Origin of the sequence: Alkalilacustris brevis (genome assembly GCF_003350345.1) — a bacterium.
In the GTDB taxonomy this organism is placed as follows: domain Bacteria; phylum Pseudomonadota; class Alphaproteobacteria; order Rhodobacterales; family Rhodobacteraceae; genus Alkalilacustris; species Alkalilacustris brevis.
The window spans coordinates 62414-81130 of sequence record NZ_QNVJ01000047.1 but is presented as its reverse complement, the minus strand read 5'-3'; the positions used below and the strand labels follow the sequence as shown (position 1 = coordinate 81130).

At 64.8% G+C, this 18717-nt stretch carries 14 protein-coding genes; 7 read left to right on the top strand and 7 right to left on the bottom strand.

Annotated elements, in window-relative coordinates; translation table 11 throughout:
- The first annotated feature begins 15 nt into the window (after positions 1-15).
- The 4 genes from DQ229_RS06725 to DQ229_RS06710 are packed head-to-tail and all read left to right on the top strand — an operon-like array spanning position 16 to position 4809.
- On the top strand, positions 16-882 hold the full coding sequence (locus DQ229_RS06725; RefSeq protein ID WP_114965495.1) for a lytic transglycosylase domain-containing protein: 867 nt from the start codon (positions 16-18) through the stop codon (positions 880-882).
- A complete protein-coding gene (flhA, locus tag DQ229_RS06720; RefSeq protein WP_114965494.1) occupies positions 882-2954 on the top strand; it encodes a flagellar biosynthesis protein FlhA in 2073 nt (690 codons plus the stop codon). Before DQ229_RS06725 ends, flhA begins: the two co-directional genes overlap by 1 nt.
- Positions 2951-3733, top strand: coding sequence for a flagellar biosynthetic protein FliR (locus tag DQ229_RS06715; RefSeq protein WP_114965493.1), 783 nt, complete (start codon positions 2951-2953; stop codon positions 3731-3733). The genes flhA and DQ229_RS06715 overlap by 4 nt, the downstream gene beginning before the upstream one ends.
- On the top strand, positions 3730-4809 hold the full coding sequence (locus tag DQ229_RS06710) for an EscU/YscU/HrcU family type III secretion system export apparatus switch protein (RefSeq protein ID WP_114965492.1): 1080 nt from the start codon (positions 3730-3732) through the stop codon (positions 4807-4809). The genes DQ229_RS06715 and DQ229_RS06710 overlap by 4 nt, the downstream gene beginning before the upstream one ends.
- Before the next feature lie 15 nt (positions 4810-4824).
- Here the strand turns inward: DQ229_RS06710 and DQ229_RS06705 are convergent, their stop codons facing one another.
- Both DQ229_RS06705 and katG read right to left on the bottom strand, forming a co-directional pair.
- A complete protein-coding gene (locus DQ229_RS06705; RefSeq protein WP_114965491.1) occupies positions 4825-6039 on the bottom strand; it encodes an NAD(P)/FAD-dependent oxidoreductase in 1215 nt (404 codons plus the stop codon).
- 236 nt (positions 6040-6275) lie between these two features.
- Positions 6276-8489, bottom strand: a complete 2214-nt coding sequence (katG, locus tag DQ229_RS06700; RefSeq protein WP_114965557.1) for a catalase/peroxidase HPI — start codon at positions 8487-8489, stop codon at positions 6276-6278.
- Between the two features lie 238 nt (positions 8490-8727).
- On the opposite strand from katG, the gene DQ229_RS06695 reads away from it, so the two are divergent.
- Positions 8728-9675 (top strand): LysR substrate-binding domain-containing protein, encoded by a 948-nt coding sequence (locus DQ229_RS06695; protein WP_114965490.1) that lies wholly within the window; start codon positions 8728-8730, stop codon positions 9673-9675.
- Between the two features lie 110 nt (positions 9676-9785).
- On the opposite strand, the gene DQ229_RS06690 is transcribed toward DQ229_RS06695, so the two are convergent.
- Complete coding sequence (locus tag DQ229_RS06690) at positions 9786-10769, bottom strand: Bug family tripartite tricarboxylate transporter substrate binding protein (protein ID WP_114965489.1); 984 nt, start codon at positions 10767-10769, stop codon at positions 9786-9788.
- Between the two features lie 45 nt (positions 10770-10814).
- Complete coding sequence (locus DQ229_RS06685; RefSeq protein WP_114965488.1) at positions 10815-11450, bottom strand: glutathione S-transferase family protein; 636 nt, start codon at positions 11448-11450, stop codon at positions 10815-10817.
- A 267-nt stretch (positions 11451-11717) separates the two neighbouring features.
- Here DQ229_RS06685 and DQ229_RS06680 point away from each other — a divergent pair, with 267 nt between their 5' ends.
- A complete protein-coding gene (locus tag DQ229_RS06680; protein ID WP_114965487.1) occupies positions 11718-12737 on the top strand; it encodes an NAD(P)-dependent oxidoreductase in 1020 nt (339 codons plus the stop codon).
- Here the strand turns inward: DQ229_RS06680 and DQ229_RS06675 are convergent.
- The 3 genes from DQ229_RS06675 to DQ229_RS06665 all read right to left on the bottom strand — a co-directional run bounded on the left by DQ229_RS06675 (position 12734) and on the right by DQ229_RS06665 (position 16599).
- Positions 12734-14047 carry a LysR family transcriptional regulator gene (locus DQ229_RS06675; protein WP_114965486.1) on the bottom strand — a complete coding sequence of 438 codons (1314 nt, stop codon included), beginning with the start codon at positions 14045-14047 and terminating at the stop codon, positions 12734-12736. The genes DQ229_RS06680 and DQ229_RS06675 overlap by 4 nt on opposite strands.
- 97 nt (positions 14048-14144) lie before the next feature.
- Positions 14145-15116 (bottom strand): ABC transporter substrate-binding protein, encoded by a 972-nt coding sequence (locus DQ229_RS06670; RefSeq protein WP_114965485.1) that lies wholly within the window; start codon positions 15114-15116, stop codon positions 14145-14147.
- A 10-nt stretch (positions 15117-15126) separates the two neighbouring features.
- Positions 15127-16599 carry an aldehyde dehydrogenase family protein gene (locus tag DQ229_RS06665; protein ID WP_114965556.1) on the bottom strand — a complete coding sequence of 491 codons (1473 nt, stop codon included), beginning with the start codon at positions 16597-16599 and terminating at the stop codon, positions 15127-15129.
- A 334-nt stretch (positions 16600-16933) separates the two neighbouring features.
- Here DQ229_RS06665 and DQ229_RS06660 point away from each other — a divergent pair, with 334 nt between their 5' ends.
- Positions 16934-18673, top strand: a complete 1740-nt coding sequence (locus DQ229_RS06660; RefSeq protein ID WP_114965484.1) for a thiamine pyrophosphate-binding protein — start codon at positions 16934-16936, stop codon at positions 18671-18673.
- Positions 18674-18717: the final 44 nt, after the last annotated feature.

The window sequence follows — 18717 nt, the reverse complement described above, 5'->3', positions numbered from 1 at the left end:
AGGAGAAGAATTTCCATGACATCGGCAGATAGCCAGCACATGCCCCCGTGGCGCGTAAAGGTGTGCCCCGACGCAATCCGCCAGGCGCCCCGGCCACGCAGGGTGGCTATCATGGCCAGCCTGGCCTGCCTTCTGGCCCTGCCCGGCACGGGACCGGCAAGCGCCGCCGCCCCGGAATCACGCGCCACTCCGCCACCACAGCTTGCCGGCGATCCGGCCACGCTCTGCGATGTCGCAATCACCGCCGCGGCGCGCGAGACCGGCGCACCACCGGACCTTCTGCGCGCGCTCGCGCTTGCCGAATCCGGGCGTGCCCGGGGCGGGGACCTGCGCCCCTGGCCATGGACCGTGAACATGGCGGGGCAGGGATACTGGTTCGATACCCGCGCCGCGGCCGAGGCCTTTGTCGAACGCGCACATGGGAATGGCACGCAAAGCTTCGACATCGGATGCCTTCAGATCAATCACCGCTGGCACGGCGCGGCCTTCGCCTCGCCCGCGCAGATGTTCGAGCCCATGCGCAATGCCGCCTATGCGGCGCGGTTCCTCATGCGCCTCAAATCGGAATTCGGCAGTTGGGAGGCTGCGGCAGGGGCCTATCATTCCCGCAGCCCGGACCTGGCCGAGCGTTATCTGGCACGGGTCCGGGCGCATCTGGCTGAACCCTTCGGCGAACAACGGATTGCAGGCGGCACCACACAACCGCAGGCGGACGATACAAGCCCATCCACAAGGCACGCCGGCGCGCCTGCCCCCCCGCCGCCTGCGCACCGCCCCTATCCGCTGCTGCACCCCGCGGGGGAAAGCACGCTTGGCTCGCTGGTGCCCGTGGCGCGCGTTCGCGCCCCCGTGCCGCTGGTGCCGTTGCAACGGGATATGTGATGAAACTGTCCGTCGCCGCCCTGTTCCGCCCCACGATTCTGCTGGCGCTGGCACTGATGGCCGTGATCGTGATGATGATCCTGCCGATTCCGGCCTGGCTGCTCGATATCGCGCTGGCGGCCTCTTTCGCGCTGGCGATCCTGATCTTCACGGTTACGCTGTTCATCGAGCGGCCGCTCGATTTCTCGATCTTCCCGACGGTGCTGCTGGCCTCGCTGATGCTGCGGCTGTCGCTCAATGTTTCATCCACCAAGCTGATCATCGGCGAGGGGCACACCGGCCCGCAGGCCGCGGGCGAGGTGATCTACGGTTTCGCCATGTTCGTCATGGGGGGCTCAGTCCTGCTGGGGGTGGTGATCTTCTGCGTGATCCTGATCGTGAACTTTATGGTCATCACCAAGGGGGCGGGTCGCATGGCCGAGGTCGGCGCGCGCTTTGCGCTGGACGGGATGCCGGGCAAGCAGCTTGCGATCGACAGTGACATGGCCGCAGGCGCGATCGACCACCAGGAGGCGAAAGCCCGGCGCGAGACCGATCAGGCCGAAACCAATTTCTTCGGCTCGCTCGACGGGGCATCGAAATTCGTCAAGGGCGATGCCGTCGCCGGGTTGCTGATCACCCTGCTGAACATCGTCGTGGGGTTGATCATCGGCACCGCCGTGCATGGCATGGAATTGGGCACCGCGTTCGAAACCTATGCCATTCTCACCGTCGGTGACGGGCTGGTCTCGCAGATACCGGCGGTGGTGATCTCGATAGCCGCGGCGCTCTTACTGGCGCGTGGCGGTGCCAGCGGCGCCACCGATCTTGCCCTGCTCAGCCAGCTTGGCCGGCACCCCGCGGCCCTGACCGCCGTGGCGGTATTGATGGCCCTTTTTGCCTTCGTGCCGGGGCTGCCTTTCGTGCCCTTCGTGCTTGGCGCGGCCGTTCTGGGCGCCGCGGCATGGTTCGGGCAACGGAGGTCGGGCGCGCCCGATGCCACGGCGGGCGAACAGGCCGAACTGGTCGCGCCTGCCCCGCCACCGCTCGGCGACACGCTCGATCTTGACGATATCCATGTGCAGTTTGCCCCCGACCTGGTGGCAATGGCGCTCGATCCGGCAACCGGGCTGGATGCGCGGATCGCCAACATGCGCGCCCATGTTGCCGCCTCCTACGGTATCGTCCTGCCCGAAATCCGGTTGACCGATGATGCGGCCCTGCTGCCGGGCCAGTATATCGTCCGCATCCAGGGCGTCGTGCAGGCGCGTGACACGCTGCACCCCGGCAAGGTGCTGGCGCTGCTTCCCGAAACAGGCGCCGAGGCGCCGGCCGGCGCGGATGTGCGCGAGCCTGTCTACGGCGCCCCCGCGCGCTGGCTCGACAGCCAGGATCAGGAGGTGGCGGCGCTATCCGGTGCCACGGTGGTGACCCCGGCCGAGGTGCTGGCCACCCACCTGCTCGAGGTGATCCGCCGGAATCTCTCGCGCCTTCTGACATTGAAGGGGCTGCGCCGGCTGCTGGATGAACTGGGCAATCTTTCCGACCCGGCCCGCGCCGAAGCCAACCGCCGGATGCTGGATGAACTGATTCCCGACAAAGTGCCGGTGGACACGCTGCTGTCGGTACTCCGCCTGCTTCTGGACGAACGGGTCTCGATCCGCAACCTGCCGCTGATCCTTGAAGCGATCGCCGAAGCGCGCGGCACCGCCGGCAATGCGGAAGCAATCTGCGAACATGTGCGCCAGAGGCTGGGCTTCCAGCTTGTTGCCGAGCTCAAGCGCGACGACGGGACAATCCCGCTCATCCAGCTTTCCCAAGAATGGGAGCAAAGCTTTGCCGAGTACGAGATCGACGGCGCCGGCGATGTCGCCCTGCCCCCGGCCGAGTTCAACCGCCTCGCCTCGGCCCTGTCCGAGCGGCTTGCCCAGGCCGCCGACAGCGGTGTCTCTCCGGCCATCGTGACATCGACGCGGCGGCGGCGGTTCCTGCGCATGGTACTTGTGGCCAAGGGGCTTTCGGCCCCGGTGCTCTCCTATGACGAGATCGGGATGGAGGCGCGCCCCGCCCTTGTGGGGCTTGTCGCGGCATGACGCCCGAGCCAGCCGCAGCCCTGGTCGACCTCGCGCAAGGCTGGCTGGCCGCGGGTGCGGTGACTTTTCTGCGCGTGGGCGCGGCAATGGCGCTATTACCCGCTTTCGGAGAACAGGTGATCCCGCTACGGGTGCGCCTTGCCGTGGCGCTGGCCTTCACACTGATCGTTACACCAGCCGTGGCGCCGGCGCTTGCGCCCCTGACAGACAGTGCAGCGGGGTTCTTGCGCGCGCTGGCCACCGAAACGCTGGCCGGGCTGGTGCTGGGCATTGCGCTGCGGCTTCTTGTCATCGCGCTTCAGGTGGCCGGAACGATGGCCGCGCAGGCAACCTCGCTTGCACAGTTCTTCGGCGGCGCGGGGGCCGACCCGCAACCGGCGATATCGCAGATTCTGATGCTGGCGGGGCTGTCGCTGGCCCTTATGGCGGGGCTGCATGTGCGGCTGGCCGAGTTACTTATCCTTTCATACCGGCTGCTTCCAGCCGGGCAGTTTCCCGCGCCGCATGTGCTGACGGGCTGGGGCGTGGCCCATGTCGCGCATGTTTTCGCCCTGGCCTTTTCGCTGGCCGCCCCCTTCGTGATCGGGGCGCTGGTCTATAACATGGCGCTGGGCGCCATAAACCGGGCGATGCCGCAGCTGATGGTTGCCTTTGTCGGCGCGCCCGCCCTTACCGCGGGGGGGCTGATCCTGCTGGCGCTGGTTGCCCCTGCGGCGCTTGCGGTCTGGCATGAAGCTTTTACCGGTTTCTTCCAGAACCCTTTCGGGCCGCGCCCATGAGCGATCAGGGCGATGCCGGGGAAAAGACGCACGAACCAACGCCGCGCAAACTGGACGAGGCCCGGCGCAAGGGCGAGGTTCCCCGTGCCGCCGACCTGACCACGGCAGCCAGCTATGCCGGGCTGGTGCTGGTGGCGATGGCAGCAGGCGCCGGCAGTCTGCGCGGGATCGGCACCACGGGCGCGGTGATCTTCGATCAGGCAGAGGGGCTTGCGCCGCTGCTAACCGACAGCGCGCGCGCGCCCATAGGCGGGTTGCTTTCGGGCCTTGGCCGCGCGCTTGCACCGTGGTTCACGGTGCCCGCACTGGCGGTGATTGCGACGCTTCTGGCGCTGCGCGCGCTGGTCTTCGCGCCCGACAAGCTGAAACCCAAGATTTCGCGCATCTCGCCCATTGCCAATGCCAAGAACAAGTTCGGCCGCTCCGGCCTGTTCGAGTTCTTCAAGAGCTTCGTCAAGCTTGTGGTGATTTCGGGGCTTCTGTGGATGTTTCTGCTGGCCCGCCTGCCGCGCATTACCGGCACCATTCACCTGAGCCCGGCAATGATCACCGCGGAGCTTTTGCAGATCGTGCTGGAATTCCTGACGCTTGTGGTCGCGATCCTGCTGGTGATCGGCGGCGGCGATTACCTCTGGCAAGTCAATGAGCATCACCGCAAGCAACGCATGACACACAAGGAATTGCGCGACGAGGTTAAACAGGCCGAAGGCGACCCGCACATGAAGCAGCAGCGCCGCCAGCGCGGCCAGGAAATTGCCACAAACCGGATGCTGACCGAGGTGCCGAAAGCCGATGTGGTGATCGTGAACCCCACGCATTACGCCGTTGCGCTGAAATGGTCGCGCGCCGAAGGCACCGCCCCGATCTGTGTTGCCAAGGGGACTGATGAAATCGCCGCACGCATCCGCGAGGCCGCGACTGCGGCGGGCGTGCCGATCCGGCGCGACCCGCCGACCGCCCGCGCGCTTCATGCGGCTGTCGAACTGGGGCAGGAAATTCCACCTGCGAATTACCGCGCAGTCGCCGCCGCTATACGTTTCGCCGAAAGCATGCGGCGTAGGGCAGGATCACGCTGAGACGGCATCCTGCCATCAGCCGGCGCTCAGCAGCGCCTTCAGGTCACTGTCAGGGTCGGTCAGCACGGCCGGGTCCGGGCTGCGCCCGGCCTCAAGCAGGCGTTTGCCGATCATGTAGGCGCGCGGGTCGTTGATCGCATCAACCGCCAGGAACCGCGGGCCGCTGAAATACCAGAACGACGTGCCCTTGCCCCGCCGCGCAACGACCCGGTCATAGCCGGTGTTCAGCCCGGCAATCTGCAGTTTCACGTCATACTGGTCCGACCAGAACCAGGGCACCGGGTCATATTCCTGCCCCGCGCCCAGCATGTTGGCCGCGACCAGCGCCGCCTGGTCAATGGCATTCTGCACGCTTTCCAGCCGCACGCGCCGCCCCCTCCAGGGAAACGAGGCGCAATCACCGGCAGCCCAGACCAGCGGATCGGAGCTGCGCCCGAAAGCATCCACCGCGATGCCGTTCTCCACTGCCAGCCCGGCGGCCTCGGCCAGGGCCGTGTTGGGCACGATCCCGATTCCGGCGATCACAAAATCGACCTCGATGGTTTCGCCATTGCCCAGCCGGGCGGCCCGCACACGGCCATCGCACCCCTCAAGGCCCGCCAATCCGCAGCCTTCGAGAATGCGCACGCCGTGGCTCGTATGCAGGTCGCGGAACCAATCGGCGGTTTCGGGCGCGGCCACGCGGTTGAGAATGCGCGGCGCCTGTTCGATCAGCGTCACCTTCAGCCCGCGCGCGGCGGCGACCGATGCTGCCTCGAGCCCGATATAGCCGCCCCCCACCACCAGCACCCGCCGGCCGGCGACAAATTCGGGGGCCATCGCATCGGCATCGGCGAGATCGCGCGCCACATAGACCCCGGCCAGATTACCACCCAGGGCATCCGGCAGCCGCCGCGGGGTTGATCCGGTGGTCAGCGCAAGCTGGTCATAGGCAAGGGTTTCACCGCCTTCGAGCAGCACGCGGCGGGCCGCGCGGTCGACCCCCGCCACCCGCGTCGAAAGGCGCAGGGTGATGTCCTGTTCAGCGTAAACCGCTTCGGGGCGCAGGAACAGCCGCTCGAGCGTCATCTCACCGGTGAGGTATTTCTTTGTGAGCGGGGGGCGCTGATAGGGCGGCACGGCCTCGGCCCCGATCAGCGTGACTGCCCCGGCATAACCCCGCGCGCGCAGTTTCTCGGCCAGAACGGCGCCCGCCTGCCCCGCACCCACAATCACGACCCCGCCTGACATGGATTAGCCCCTCGTCCGTTTCGAACCATCGGCGCGCATTTGCCGCCGTGCCCCTGCCCGCATCATTCAAGGGCCTTGGATAAGGCCCGGCCGCGCGCAAGGCAAACCTTCGAATTCAGGATCGGCCTTGAACAATAGCCGGAGAATGGAAAACGGCGCCCCGACAAGGGCCGGGGCGCCGCCTTGTGTTTCACGCGTTACCGAGGCCGGCCATCAGGCCCGCGCCGCGACCGGCATCACGCCAGGTCGAAACGGTCGGCATTCATCACCTTGGTCCAGGCCGCGACAAAATCGTTCACGAACTTCTCTTTCGAGTCGCCCTGGGCGTACAGCTCGGACAGTGCGCGTAGCTGCGAGTTCGAGCCGAAGGCCAGATCGACGCGGGTGCCGGTCCACTTGACCTTGCCGGTGGCACGGTCATGGCCCTCGAACAACTGCTCGTCCTCCGATGCCGGACGCCACTCGGTCGCCATATCGACCAGATTGACGAAGAAGTCGTTGGTGAGCTGTCCGGGACGGTCGGTGAAGACACCGTGTTTCGTTCCGCCGTGGTTCGCACCCAGCACACGCAGACCACCGACCAGCACGGTCATCTCGGGCGCGGTCAGGGTCAGAAGCTGGGCCTTGTCGACCAGCATCGCCTCGGCCGGCACGCTGTAGACACCCTTCTGATAGTTGCGGAAGCCATCGGCGATCGGCTCCATGATCTTGAAGGAGTCGACATCGGTCTGCTCCTGGGTGGCATCGGTGCGGCCCGGCGTGAACGGCACCTCGATGTCAAAGCCCGCATCCTTGGCCGCCTTTTCGATCGCCGCGCAACCGCCCAGAACGATCAGATCGGCCAGCGAAACCTTCTTGCCGCCATGGGCTTCGTCGTTGAAGGCTTTCTGGATGCCTTCCAGCCTGGTCAGCACTTTTGCAAGCTGCTCGGGCTGGTTGACCTCCCAGTCCTTCTGCGGCTCAAGCCGGATGCGCGCGCCATTGGCGCCGCCGCGCATGTCCGAACCGCGGAAGGTCGAGGCCGAGGCCCAGGCCGTCTGCACCAGTTCGGCCACGCTCAGGCCCGATGCCAGGATGCTTACCTTGAGATCGGCGATGTCGCCCCGGTCGATCAGCGGGTGATCGACCGCCGGCACCGGATCCTGCCAGACGAGGTCTTCTTCGGGCACCTCGTCGCCCAGATAGCGCACCTTCGGCCCCATGTCGCGGTGGGTCAGCTTGAACCAGGCGCGGGCGAAAGCATCGGCGAATTCCTCGGGGTTTTCAAGAAAATGCCGCGCGATCGGCTCATAGATCGGATCGTGGCGCAGCGACAGGTCGGCCGTGGTCATCATCGGGCGATGCTTCTTCGACGGGTCATGCGCATCGACGACCATGTCTTCCTCGTCCACGTCCTTGGCCAGCCACTGATGCGCACCGGCGGGGCTTTTCACAAGCTCCCAGTCATATTTGAACAGCACCTTCAGATAGCCCATGTCCCAGGTGGTGGGGTTGGGCTTCCAGGCGCCTTCGATGCCGCTGCTGATGGTGTCGCCACCCTTGCCGGAACCATGGGTGCTGATCCAGCCCAGGCCCATTTCGTGCATCGGCGCGGCCTCGGGGTCAGGACCAACCTGCGCGACATCGCCCGCGCCGTGGCATTTGCCGAACGTGTGGCCGCCGGCGACGAGGGCGACAGTTTCGTAGTCGTTCATTGCCATGCGTGCGAAAGTCTCGCGCACGTCATGGCCGGATTTCAGCGGGTCAGGCTCGCCGTTCGGGCCTTCGGGGTTGACGTAGATCAGCCCCATCTGCACGGCGGCCAGCGGATTTTCCAGCTCGCGATCGCCCATGTAGCGGTTGTCGCCCAGCCACTCGGTCTCGTCGCCCCAATAGATATCTTCCTCGGGCTCCCAGATGTCCACACGGCCACCGGCGAAGCCGAAGGTCTTGAAGCCCATCGACTCGAGCGCGACGTTGCCGGCCAGAATGTAGAGGTCGGCCCAGGAAATCTGGTTGCCGTATTTCTGCTTGATCGGCCACAGCAGGCGGCGCGGCTTGTCAAGATTGACGTTATCGGGCCAGGCGTTGACCGGCGCGAAACGCTGCGCGCCGGTGCCGCCGCCGCCGCGGCCATCGGCGGTGCGGTAGGTGCCCGCGCTGTGCCAGGCCATGCGGATGAACAGCCCGCCATAATGGCCCCAGTCGGCCGGCCACCAATCCTTGCTGTCGGTCATCAGGTCGTGAAGGTCTTTCTTCAGCGCCTTGAGGTCGAGCTTCTTGAATTCTTCGGCATAGTCGAAGGCCTCGCCCATCGGGTCGACCTTGGAGGAATGCTGGCTCAGAATCTTGAGGTTGAGCTGGTTGGGCCACCAGTCGCGGTTGAAACGGCCATTCTGGGTCGCATTGGGGTTCACCACCCCGTGCGCAACCGGGCATTTGCCGGGGTTTCCGATATCGTTTCCGTCCATGGTTTTCTCTCCGATCACGGCTAGATTTCCTGCTCTTTTCCCTGAAACGGGATCAAGGATCTCTCTGTGCGGCAGGCCGTGACCGTGACGCGCACGATGTCACGAACCGACCATCCAGAGCCCCGACCCGGTGTCAGAGCGAGCGGCCTTGATGGCTTCTCGTCTCTGGGAGGAGCCTTAGCAGAGACGCGCGATTAGTTTAAGTTTGATTTTCTGATAACGATGATATGTTTCACTTATGAGAAACCTGACACTCAAGCAGTTACGCTATTTCGAAGCTCTGACCCATCACGGCCATTTCGGCCGCGCCGCCGATGCCTGCGCGATATCGCAGCCGGCGCTGTCGATGCAGATCAGGGAACTAGAAGAATCGCTTGGCACGCCCCTGTTCGAACGGGGCCCACGGCATGTCCGGCTGACAGGGTTCGGCGAAACCTTTGCCGAACGGGTACGTGATGTCTTGCGGGCGGTCGATGAACTGGGCGAACTGGCCCGCGCCGCGCAGGACCAGATGGCCGGGCGGCTGCGGATCGGGGTGATTCCCACCATCGCACCCTATCTGCTGCCCACGATCATGGAGAGCGCAACAGGGATGTATCCGGAGTTGGATATCCATGTGCGCGAAACCGTCACCCCCAAGCTGATCGAGGAGTTGAAGGCAGGCAGGCTGGATACTGCCATTGTCGCGCTACCCATCTCTGAGCCTTCGCTTGCCGAGGTCGCGTTGTTTTCCGAAAGCTTCGTGCTGGTCCGGCCGGCGGCCGATGCCGCAAGGCCGGTGCCCAGCCGCGAAACCCTGCGAGAGATGCGTCTGCTCCTGCTGGAAGAAGGGCATTGCTTTCGCGATCAGGCCCTGTCGTTTTGCGACTTGCACTCCAGCCAGCCGCGCGAACTGCTCGATGGCAGCTCGTTGACCACCCTGGTGCAGATGGTCGGCGCCGGTATCGGGGTAACGCTGATTCCCGAAATGGCGGTACCGGTCGAAACCGGCTCGGCCAAGGTTTCTGTCGCGCGCTTTGCGGGGCCGCAGCCTTCGCGCACCATCGGCATGATCTGGCGCAAGACCAGCCCCCTGTCGCGGCAACTGGAACAGATCTCCGAAGTCGTGCGCCAATCCGCCGAAAAGCTGCATGGGCAGAATGCCCCCGAGGCGGGCAACGGCCCTGCCGAAGCCGGCGCTGCCTGAACACCACGCGGCACCGTGTCATGCGCAAACGGGCCGCGCTGCCTCAACGCGGCCCGTTCGTTCAGCGCGGGCAGGGCGGCCACTTGGGCCGGCCGCCCCGTCCTGGCGCCTTACTGCACCTCGACGCCGACCACATCGACCATGTTCTGCCAGTTGTCGATTTCCGACAGAACGAATGCGCGGGTCTCTTCGACGTTGCGCGAATGCATCTGCACACCGGCATCGCGCAGCCGCTGCTGAACGTCGGGATCATCCAGCATGGCGTTGACCTCGGTATTTATCCGCTCGATCACCGCATCATCGACCCCCGCGGGCATGAAAAGGGCCACCCAGGCCGCCGCTTCAAGATCAAAGCCCTGGTCCCGGAAAGTCCGGACACCGGGCACGGCATCGTGCTCTTCGGCGCTGGCGATACCCAACCCCTTGAGCAGCCCTTCACGGATGAAGGGATAGACCGCGTTGGACGAGCCGATCATGTCGATCTCGCCACCGATTGCCGCCTGGTTGGCAGGCCCGCCGCCGCTGTAGGGAACGTGCACGATGTTATCGAGACCGCCCAGATGGTCGAGGAAATAGGTCGAGACCAGATGCGTTGTCGAGCCGACCCCGGCGCTGCCATAGGTGACTTCATCAACGGTGCGCGCCCATTCGATGAACTCGTTGAGGTCATTCGCCGGGACCGAAGGATGCACGGCCAGCACCTCGGGCGAGGTAACGGGGGCCGCGATCACCGTCAGATCCTCGTGCAGGTCATATTCCAGATTGGCATAGATCGCCTGCGAAAGCGCGATGCTCGAAGTGGTGATCAGCATGTGATAGCCGTCGGCAGGCTCGTTCGCGACACGCGTGGCGCCCACATTGCCGCCTGCGCCGCCCTGGTTCTGCACCACGATGGGCTGGCCGAGCCGGTCGCTGAGGCCCTGCGCGAAAATGCGGCCGATGGTATCGGCAAACCCGCCTGCACCGAAGGCCACAGTGGCCTGAATCGGTTGGGTCGGGTAGTCCTGCGCCGAAACCGCGGCAGGCGCAGCAAGTGCGACCACCCCGGCGACGGCCGTTGCGATGGCCCCGTTTCTGTGAGTTTTTTTGGTCATTTTGGTCTCCTCCCTTCCTAGTGGAATTTCTGCCCGCACGGGCAATCAGGCCGATGGCAAGGGCGGCCTGCGCCCCGGCTGCAGCATCTCGAATCCGCGCTGAACCGCCTCGCGTCTGGCGATACGCCGATACCAGCCTCGAAGATTCGGGTAATCACCCAGGTCCAGCCCCAGCCTTTCGTAGCGCGAAATGCCTGGCCAGAGCGCGATATCGGCCATGCTATAGCTGCCGGCGACATAGTCTCGCCCGGCAAGCTGCCCCTCCAGTATGCCGACAAGGCGCTGCAACTCGGTGCGGAACCGATCGCGCGCATAGGCGCCGCGCGCCTCGTCGGCGGAAAAATGATTGAGCTGCCCCGCCACCGGGCCAAGCCCCGCCATCTGCCAGAATATCCATTGCGTGGCTTCCCATCGGGCCGCCGGGTCTTCAGGCATCAGGCGCCCGGTGCGTTCGGCCAGATACATCAGGATTGCGCCGGATTCGAACATTCTGATGCCGGTTTCGCCGTCAATGATGGCCGGCACCTTGTTGTTGGGATTCACCTTGAGGTAAGCGGGCTCGCGCTGTTCGCCCTTCCCGATGTTGACCGGGTGGACATCGACATCGAGATCAAGCTCGCAAACGGCGATATTCACCTTTTGCGAATTGGCTGTCACCCATGTGTAAAGGTCGATTGTCATAGCACTCCGCAACACCCGCCATACGCGTTGTCTGCAGGATGCAGCGGGAGGTCCGGCACTCCGAATCACATCCGCCGCCGAGGGAATTAGTTTTGCGTATTCATCCTTCCCCAAGGGAAACCGTGCCACCGGCTTCCGAGAGGGAAGGCCACCGCCTGTTCAAACCCCGTACCTGACAATAAGTTCTGCGCTGATACACTTGCCTGATCGAGATGGCTGGCTTTTTCTTGGATCACGCGGCACGCTAACAGGAAGCACAGCGAACCAATGACCATGACGATGCTCCACGCGGATCGTTCCGCCGGAAAGCCCCCGGTAAGCCGTATCGCTGTTCCGGCAGCGTCCTTCGGCCAACACCCCGGCCTGGTGTCGCGGCTCTACGAGCAGTTCCCCGATGCCAGGATCAACACCGAGGGCAGCATCCATTATCAGACCGAGGAAGACACCATCGCCTATCTCGACGGCTACGAGGCGGCGATCATCTCATTCGAGAAGATCAACGACAGGGTGCTCAGTGCGCTGCCGCAGTTGCGGGTCGTGTGCAAGCTCGGGGTCGGGCTTGACCGGATCGACCCGGTGGCAATGCGCCGTCATGGGGTGCGGCTGGGCTGGACACCGGGCGTGAACGCCACGGCAGTGGCCGAACTCGCGCTGTGCATGGCTATGGCCGGGCTGCGCCGGGTTGTGCCGTGCAACCTCAAGATGCGGGCGGGACAGCGCCCCATTCAGGAGTTGGGGCGCCAGCTTTCCGGGCGCGTCGTCGGCGTGCACGGTGTCGGAGCCATCGGGCAGGAATTCATAAGAATGCTGCAACCTTTCGGCTGCACGGTCCTTGCCTGTGACGCGGCAGATCGTTCCGAATTCCTGGCACGCCACGGCGCCGAGGCCGTGAGCATCGAGGAATTGCACGCGCGATCAGAGGTCCTCTCGATCCATCTGAGCCTGAACCCGACCACGGAGAACCTTTACAATTTCAAGACTCTGCGTGGCCTCCGCCCCGATTGCGTGCTGATCAACACGGCCCGCGGCGGAATCGTCGATGAACTGGCCTTGCGCTATGCCTTGCAGGAAGGCTGGATTGCCGCAGCCGGGATCGACACCTTTGCGACCGAGCCAGCCACCGACGACACCTTGCTCAACATGCCGAATCTTCTGGCCACACCGCATATCGGTGCAGGCTCGGTCGAGGCGCGCTGGCAGATGGGCATCACGGCAATTGACGGGCTAACACGAAACTTCATCCCCGAACCGGGGAAATATCCGTTCGAATTCACTCGGGTTGTCTAGCCGGCCCTGGCCGCCGGGGCATGAGCCGACGGCAACGCGGCGCGGCGCGCGCTGCTCTCGTGCAGTGCTGCATTGTCGCCCGAGACCCGGCCAACACGCTCAAGCTCGCGGATAAGCTCGACCTGCGGCTCACTGGGTTCCCAGTCATTGCGGGTGGTGATCCCGATGGTCCGGCGTGTTTCCGGCAGTTCGATCGGCAGGATATGCAGGCGACCCAGACGCTCCTCCTCCTGCACCTGCTGGTTCGACAACAGCGTGACACGGTCGCTCTGCGACAGAAGGGTGCAGACCGACACATGCGAACTGACCTCAAGCAGGCGCTTCGGCTCGCTCAGGGCGCGGTCGCGGAAGATACTGTGGAAATGCGCCCGCGTCGGCGTGCCTGGCCGCGGCACGATCCAGGGGTAGCCTACCGTATCCGACAGGGTCACCCGGTTAAGCCGGGTCAGCGGGTGGCCATGCCGCACCACGACCGACTGCGAATCGGTGAAAAGTTGCTGTTCGTCGAGATCGGGCAGCGGCGGCGGCGACCGCAACGCGCCCACAACCACATCAAGATCGCCCACCCAAAGGCCCCGGATCAGATCCTTGTAGGCCCCTTCAATGATGCGGATATGCACATCCGGATAACGGTTGAGCAGCCGCGTGACAGCCAGCGGCACGATACAGGCCCGCGCCAGCGGGTTGGCGCCGATCGAGATTCGCCCGACCTTGTGGTCGCGCATGTGCTCGAGATCGTCGAAGGCAAGTTCGATCTCGCGGATCGCCAGCTTTGCCCCGCGGGCAAACCGTTCGCCCCGCGGCGAAAGCCCTACTCCCAGCCGCGAGCGCGAAAACAGCCGCGAGCCGAGCAGGTGCTCGAGCGACCGCGCCGTGCGCTGCACCGAGGGCTGCGAAACGCCCAGCGCCCGCGCCGCAAGCGTGAAATTCCCCTGGTCGGCGATGGCGATGATCGTGCGCAACTGTGCGGTTGAAACCATCCTGCTGATCGTGCTTTCGGCAACGTCCTGCATGAGATCGTCGCTTTCGGCGCAGGCCCGGTCTATTTCCCGCAGGGCGCGACTGATCCGGCGGCAGAAGGCTTCGCCATAATTGGTCAGGTACATGCCCGTCTTGCAGCGGTAAAAGAAATCGACGCCGAAGCGCGCCTCCAGCTTGCCGATGGCCTGGGTGACTGCCGGCTGCGAAAGGTGAACCGCCTCGGCAGCCCGTTTGACACTGCGGAATTCCGCCGTGAGTATGAATGCCCGCAAATGCCTGAGATTAGGCAGGTCGTTGAGGGCCTCGCTATGGCTTGGCTGCCCTGGCATCTTGTCCGACCACCTTGTTCATGTGCATGGAGTGCGGCAAAATGTAGCATCCGCCCCGCTGACCTGCAAGTTCCGCCCCCGGGGCTGCCTGCGGGCGTTAGCTGGCCGGGAAGACTTCCTCTACAGCGAGCTGTCGGTCGGTGAGCCCCTGCTCATGCGCATAGCGGCACAGGATTTCAACGCCCTCCCGGTTCCGCGCATCAAGACCGTAGGTCCAGTAATCGCGCCCCATCAAGGCCTCGGCATAGGCCAGTTCCTCTCCCGCCCAGGGAAGCATGGGCGCATCGTAAGCAACCTGGTGCAGCTCGTTCAAAGCGTGGCGGCGCCCGGCCTCGAACGCGTCGAACAGGCGGGTGGCAACGCCGGGGTCTGTTGCCCAATGATCGTTGCGCAACCCGATGATGTGCATGATTGGAAACTGCCCCGACGCCTTGTAATAGGCGGTCTCTGCCGCGCGCACATCGGAAAAGAGCCGCCGGATGCGGCTGTCGCCCTCGTGAAAGGCGAGCGGCGCGCGCGGGGCGATGATCGCGTCCAGTTCTCCCGCCTCCACCAGCGCCCAGAGGGTTTCCTCCGCACCCAGCCTGCGCGCCTTGACCCCCGCCGGCGGCTCGACCGGTATTTTCTCGCCACGGCCGGGCTCGTCGATGCCGCCGATCAGCCATTCGGCATCGGCAACACCCACCCCGTGCCAGTCCGACAGGATGCCACGCACCCAGGCGATCGCGGTAATCTGCCATTCCGGCACACCGATACGCCGCCCGCGCAAATCTTCGGGCCGCTCGATCCCGGCATCGCTACGCACATAAAGCGCACTGTGCCGGAACTTGCGCGAAACAAAGATCGGCAGCGCGGTGTAAAGGTTCTCTCCCCGCGCACGCTGCACCATATAGGTCGCCGTGGACATCTCGCAGATGTCGAACGCCCCGGTCAGCATACCCTTGAGAAACACTTCCTCCGGCGGCAGAACCTGCCAGTCGAAATCGAACCCTTCGGGCCGGATCAGCCCGGCGATCAGCGGCCAGGTCCGGTCGTAAGCGCCGCAACCGATGCTGAGTGTTCTGGTCATGCCCGCCCCCTCAAAGGATGATATTTATGGCTTTTTCCTCGGTATAGCTGAGCAGGTCGCCGAAGGATTCCTCGTTGCCGATGCCACTGTTCTTCTTGCCGCCAAAGGGCACGGCCGGGAAATGCGTGCCCACCCCGTTGATCCAGATATAGCCCGAGTCGATGCGCCGCGCGGTGGTCAGGGCCTTGGTGATGTCCTGCGTCCAGACCGATCCGGACAGGCCATATTCGAGCGAATTGGCGATCCTGAGCGTTTCCTCCAGATCGGTCCATTTGAACACCGCCAACACCGGACCGAACACTTCGTTTTGGGCCAGGGTCATGTCGGGGCGCATGCCGGAAAAGATTGTCGGCTCCCACCAGTAGCCGCCTTCGGGAAACCCGTCGGGCCGCCTGCCGCCGGTTTCCAGCTTGCCGCCCTCCTCCAGCGTGGTCTTGCAGAACCACTGCACCTTCTCATACTGCGCCTTGTTGTTGATCGGCCCGACGCGTGCCTCGGGGTCCATCGGGTCGGCGATCTGGCGCGCGCGCACCTTGGCGACCAGATCGGCCAGCACCTTGTCGTGGATATCGGCATGAAGGAACAGCCGGCTGGTCGAGCCGCAGGACTGCCCCTGCCAGCCAAAGTTCATCCCGTTCATCGCCGCCGTCGTGGCCTTTTCAAGGTCGGCATCGGGAAAGACGATCATCGGGTTCTTGCCGCCCAGTTCCAGCGAGATGTGCTTGACCGCCACCTCCGCCGCGCGCCGTTGGATCAACTTTCCTGTCTCGACCGAGCCGATGAAGCCGATGCGCTTGACCCGCGGGTGGCGCACCAGTGCATCGCCAGCCTCACCGCCAAAGCCGGTGACGAAATTCACCACGCCCGGAGGAAAGATATCAGCGCAAAGCTCGGCCAGGTAGCAAGCCGAGAGCGGGCTTTGCTCGGCGGGTTTCACCACCACCGTATTGCCCGCCATCAGCGGCGCCGCGATCTTGGCAGTGGCGAACATCAGCGGATGGTTGAACGGGACGATCTTGCCCACCACGCCGTAAGGCTCGCGCACGGTCATGTGCAGGTTCTGCGTCGTGGCCGGAATGGTGGAACCCTTCAGCTCATAGCCCAGCCCGGCGTAGTATTCGAGCTGGCTGGCGCCGTTCTCCACATCCTTGCCCATCTCGGCGATGGTGTTGCCGGTGTCACGCACCTCAATCTCGAGTAGTGCCTCGGAATGATCACGCAGCGCGGCGGCCAGCCTTCGCAGATAGGCCCCCTTCTCGCTGACCGAAAGCGCGGCCCAGGCGGGCTGCGCACGCTCGGCGGCATCGACGGCTGCGTTGATGTCGGCTTCGCTGCCTTCAGGTACGCTGCCCAGGACGCTGCCATCGGCCGGATTGATCGAATCGTAGCGCCGCCCGGTTTCGCTTTCGACCAGCTTGCCGTCGATCAGGTTCTTTGCTCCGTGATAGTCGAATTGGAGTCTTTGCTGCTTGCCAGTCGCCATGAGTGCGCCGTCCTTGTTTCTGGGTTGGCCTTTGGGCACGCCTGCCCCCGTGCGGTGCAATCAGCCCGCCGCTTTCTGCGTCATTCCTAATGATATGGATGGGCCGGCGACAAATTGATTTCCCGTCGCGGGTGATTAGTTGCCCTGCCCCTGCCGCCCCTCACGAGGGCGGCCAATTTCAACTTGGCATAGGGGCAATCAGTTTTGCTTACACCCGTGTTGTCTAAAGCAGGCCGGCGCAGCAAGGTGAACAGAACGCTGCCGCCAGAACACAGGCAGGCGGCGGCAGCCATCCTGCGGCAAGCCGCAGCGACGACGAGAGGTTACTCTGACGATGCAGAAAGACGATAACGCCCGCTGGGGCAGCGACGTGATCGCCGAAACCATCCGCGATCTGGGATACGAGCATGTCGCGCTCGTGCCAGGCTCCAGCTTTCGCGGGCTCCATGACAGTATCGTCAATCACCTGGGCAACTCCGACCCCCGGCTTGTCATGTGCCTGCACGAGTTGCAGGCCGTGCTGATCGCCGTTGGCTATGCACGCACCACCGATCAGCCGATGGCCGTGGCGCTGCACGCCAATGTCGGCCTGATGAATGGGACGATGGGCATCTTCGAGGGTTGGTGCGAGCGCCGGCCGATGCTGATCATCGGGGCAACCGGCCCGGTCGATGCCCATGCCCGCCGCCCCTGGATCGATTGGGTGCACACCGCGAAGGACCAGGCTTCGATGATTCGCGCCTATGTCAAATGGGACGATCAGCCAGCCTCGGCCGAAGCAGCGGTAGAAGCCGTGCTGCGCGCAGATCAGATCACCCGGTCCGAGCCCTTCGGGCCTGTCTATGTCTGCCTCGATGCCGGAATGCAGGAGGCACGGCTTGACCGTGAGGTGCACGTGCCGCCCGTGGCGCGCTACAGGCCCGCCCCCGCCCCCGCCGCACCGGCCGAGTCAGTGGCGCAGGTGCTGGACCTTCTGCGCCGGGCAAAGCGCCCCGCCATCCTGTTCGGGCGCGGGGCACGCGGCCAGGCCGAATGGGATGCCCGCGTGGCGCTGACCGAGGCCACCGGCGCGCTGGCCCTGAGCACCACGCACAACCCGTCGAATTTTCCCACCACGCACCCCTCGCACCTGCTCGCCCCCATGGGAGAACACGCCGACGAGCAGGAAAGCGAGGTGCTGGCCGAATGCGATCTTCTGCTCGGTTTCGACTGGCACGACCTGGCAGGCTTTCTCAAGGCGCGCGGCGGCGGATATCAGACGCAAACACCGGTTGATGCGACGGTCGTGCACTGTTCGCTCGACAGCCTGCTGGCGAATGGCTGGAGCATGGACCACCAGGCGCTTGCGGCCGTGGACGTGCCGATCATGGCCGCGCCCGACCGGTTCATCCGCCAGCTGCTAGATGCGCTGGGCGATGAACGGCTGCCCGCGCGCCTGCCCGACCTGCCCCACTGGACCGAGGCCGCAAAAGCCAAGCGCGAAACCCTGCGCGAGGAAAACCTGCGGGTTTTCGACCTGTCCTTCATGGTCAGCGATTTCGCGAAAACCCGCCCCGTCACGCTGGCGCGCACCCCTTTCGGCTGGTCGCAACTGGCCTGCGATCATCACGATCCGATGGATTTCCTGGGCAAGGACGCCGGCGGCACCGTGGGCAGCGGCCCCGGCCACACCGTGGGCGCGGCTCTGGCGCTCAAGGGTTCGGGGCGGCTGGTGATCGGCATCATCGGCGATGGCGATTTCGCGATGGGCAACCAGGCGCTGTGGACAGCCAGCCACATGGACCTGCCGATGATGCTGATCATTGCCAACAACCATTCCTATTTCAACGACGAGCGTCATCAGGAACACGTCGCCCGCGACCGCGGCCGCCCGGTCGGGAACAAGTGGATCGGCCAGCGGATCGACCCGGCAGTGGACAATTGCGCCATGGCCCGTGCACAAGGGTTCGAGGCGTTCGGTCCCGTCACCACCGCCAGCGAGTTCCGCCAGCGGTTGGAGGAGGGCGCGCGCATCGTCGAGGCCGGCGGCCGGGTGCTGATCGATGTGCAGGTGGTAGGCGGTTATGGCGAATGACATCGCGTCAGCGACGGTTTCCCCGCGCGACGGGTCACTAAGCG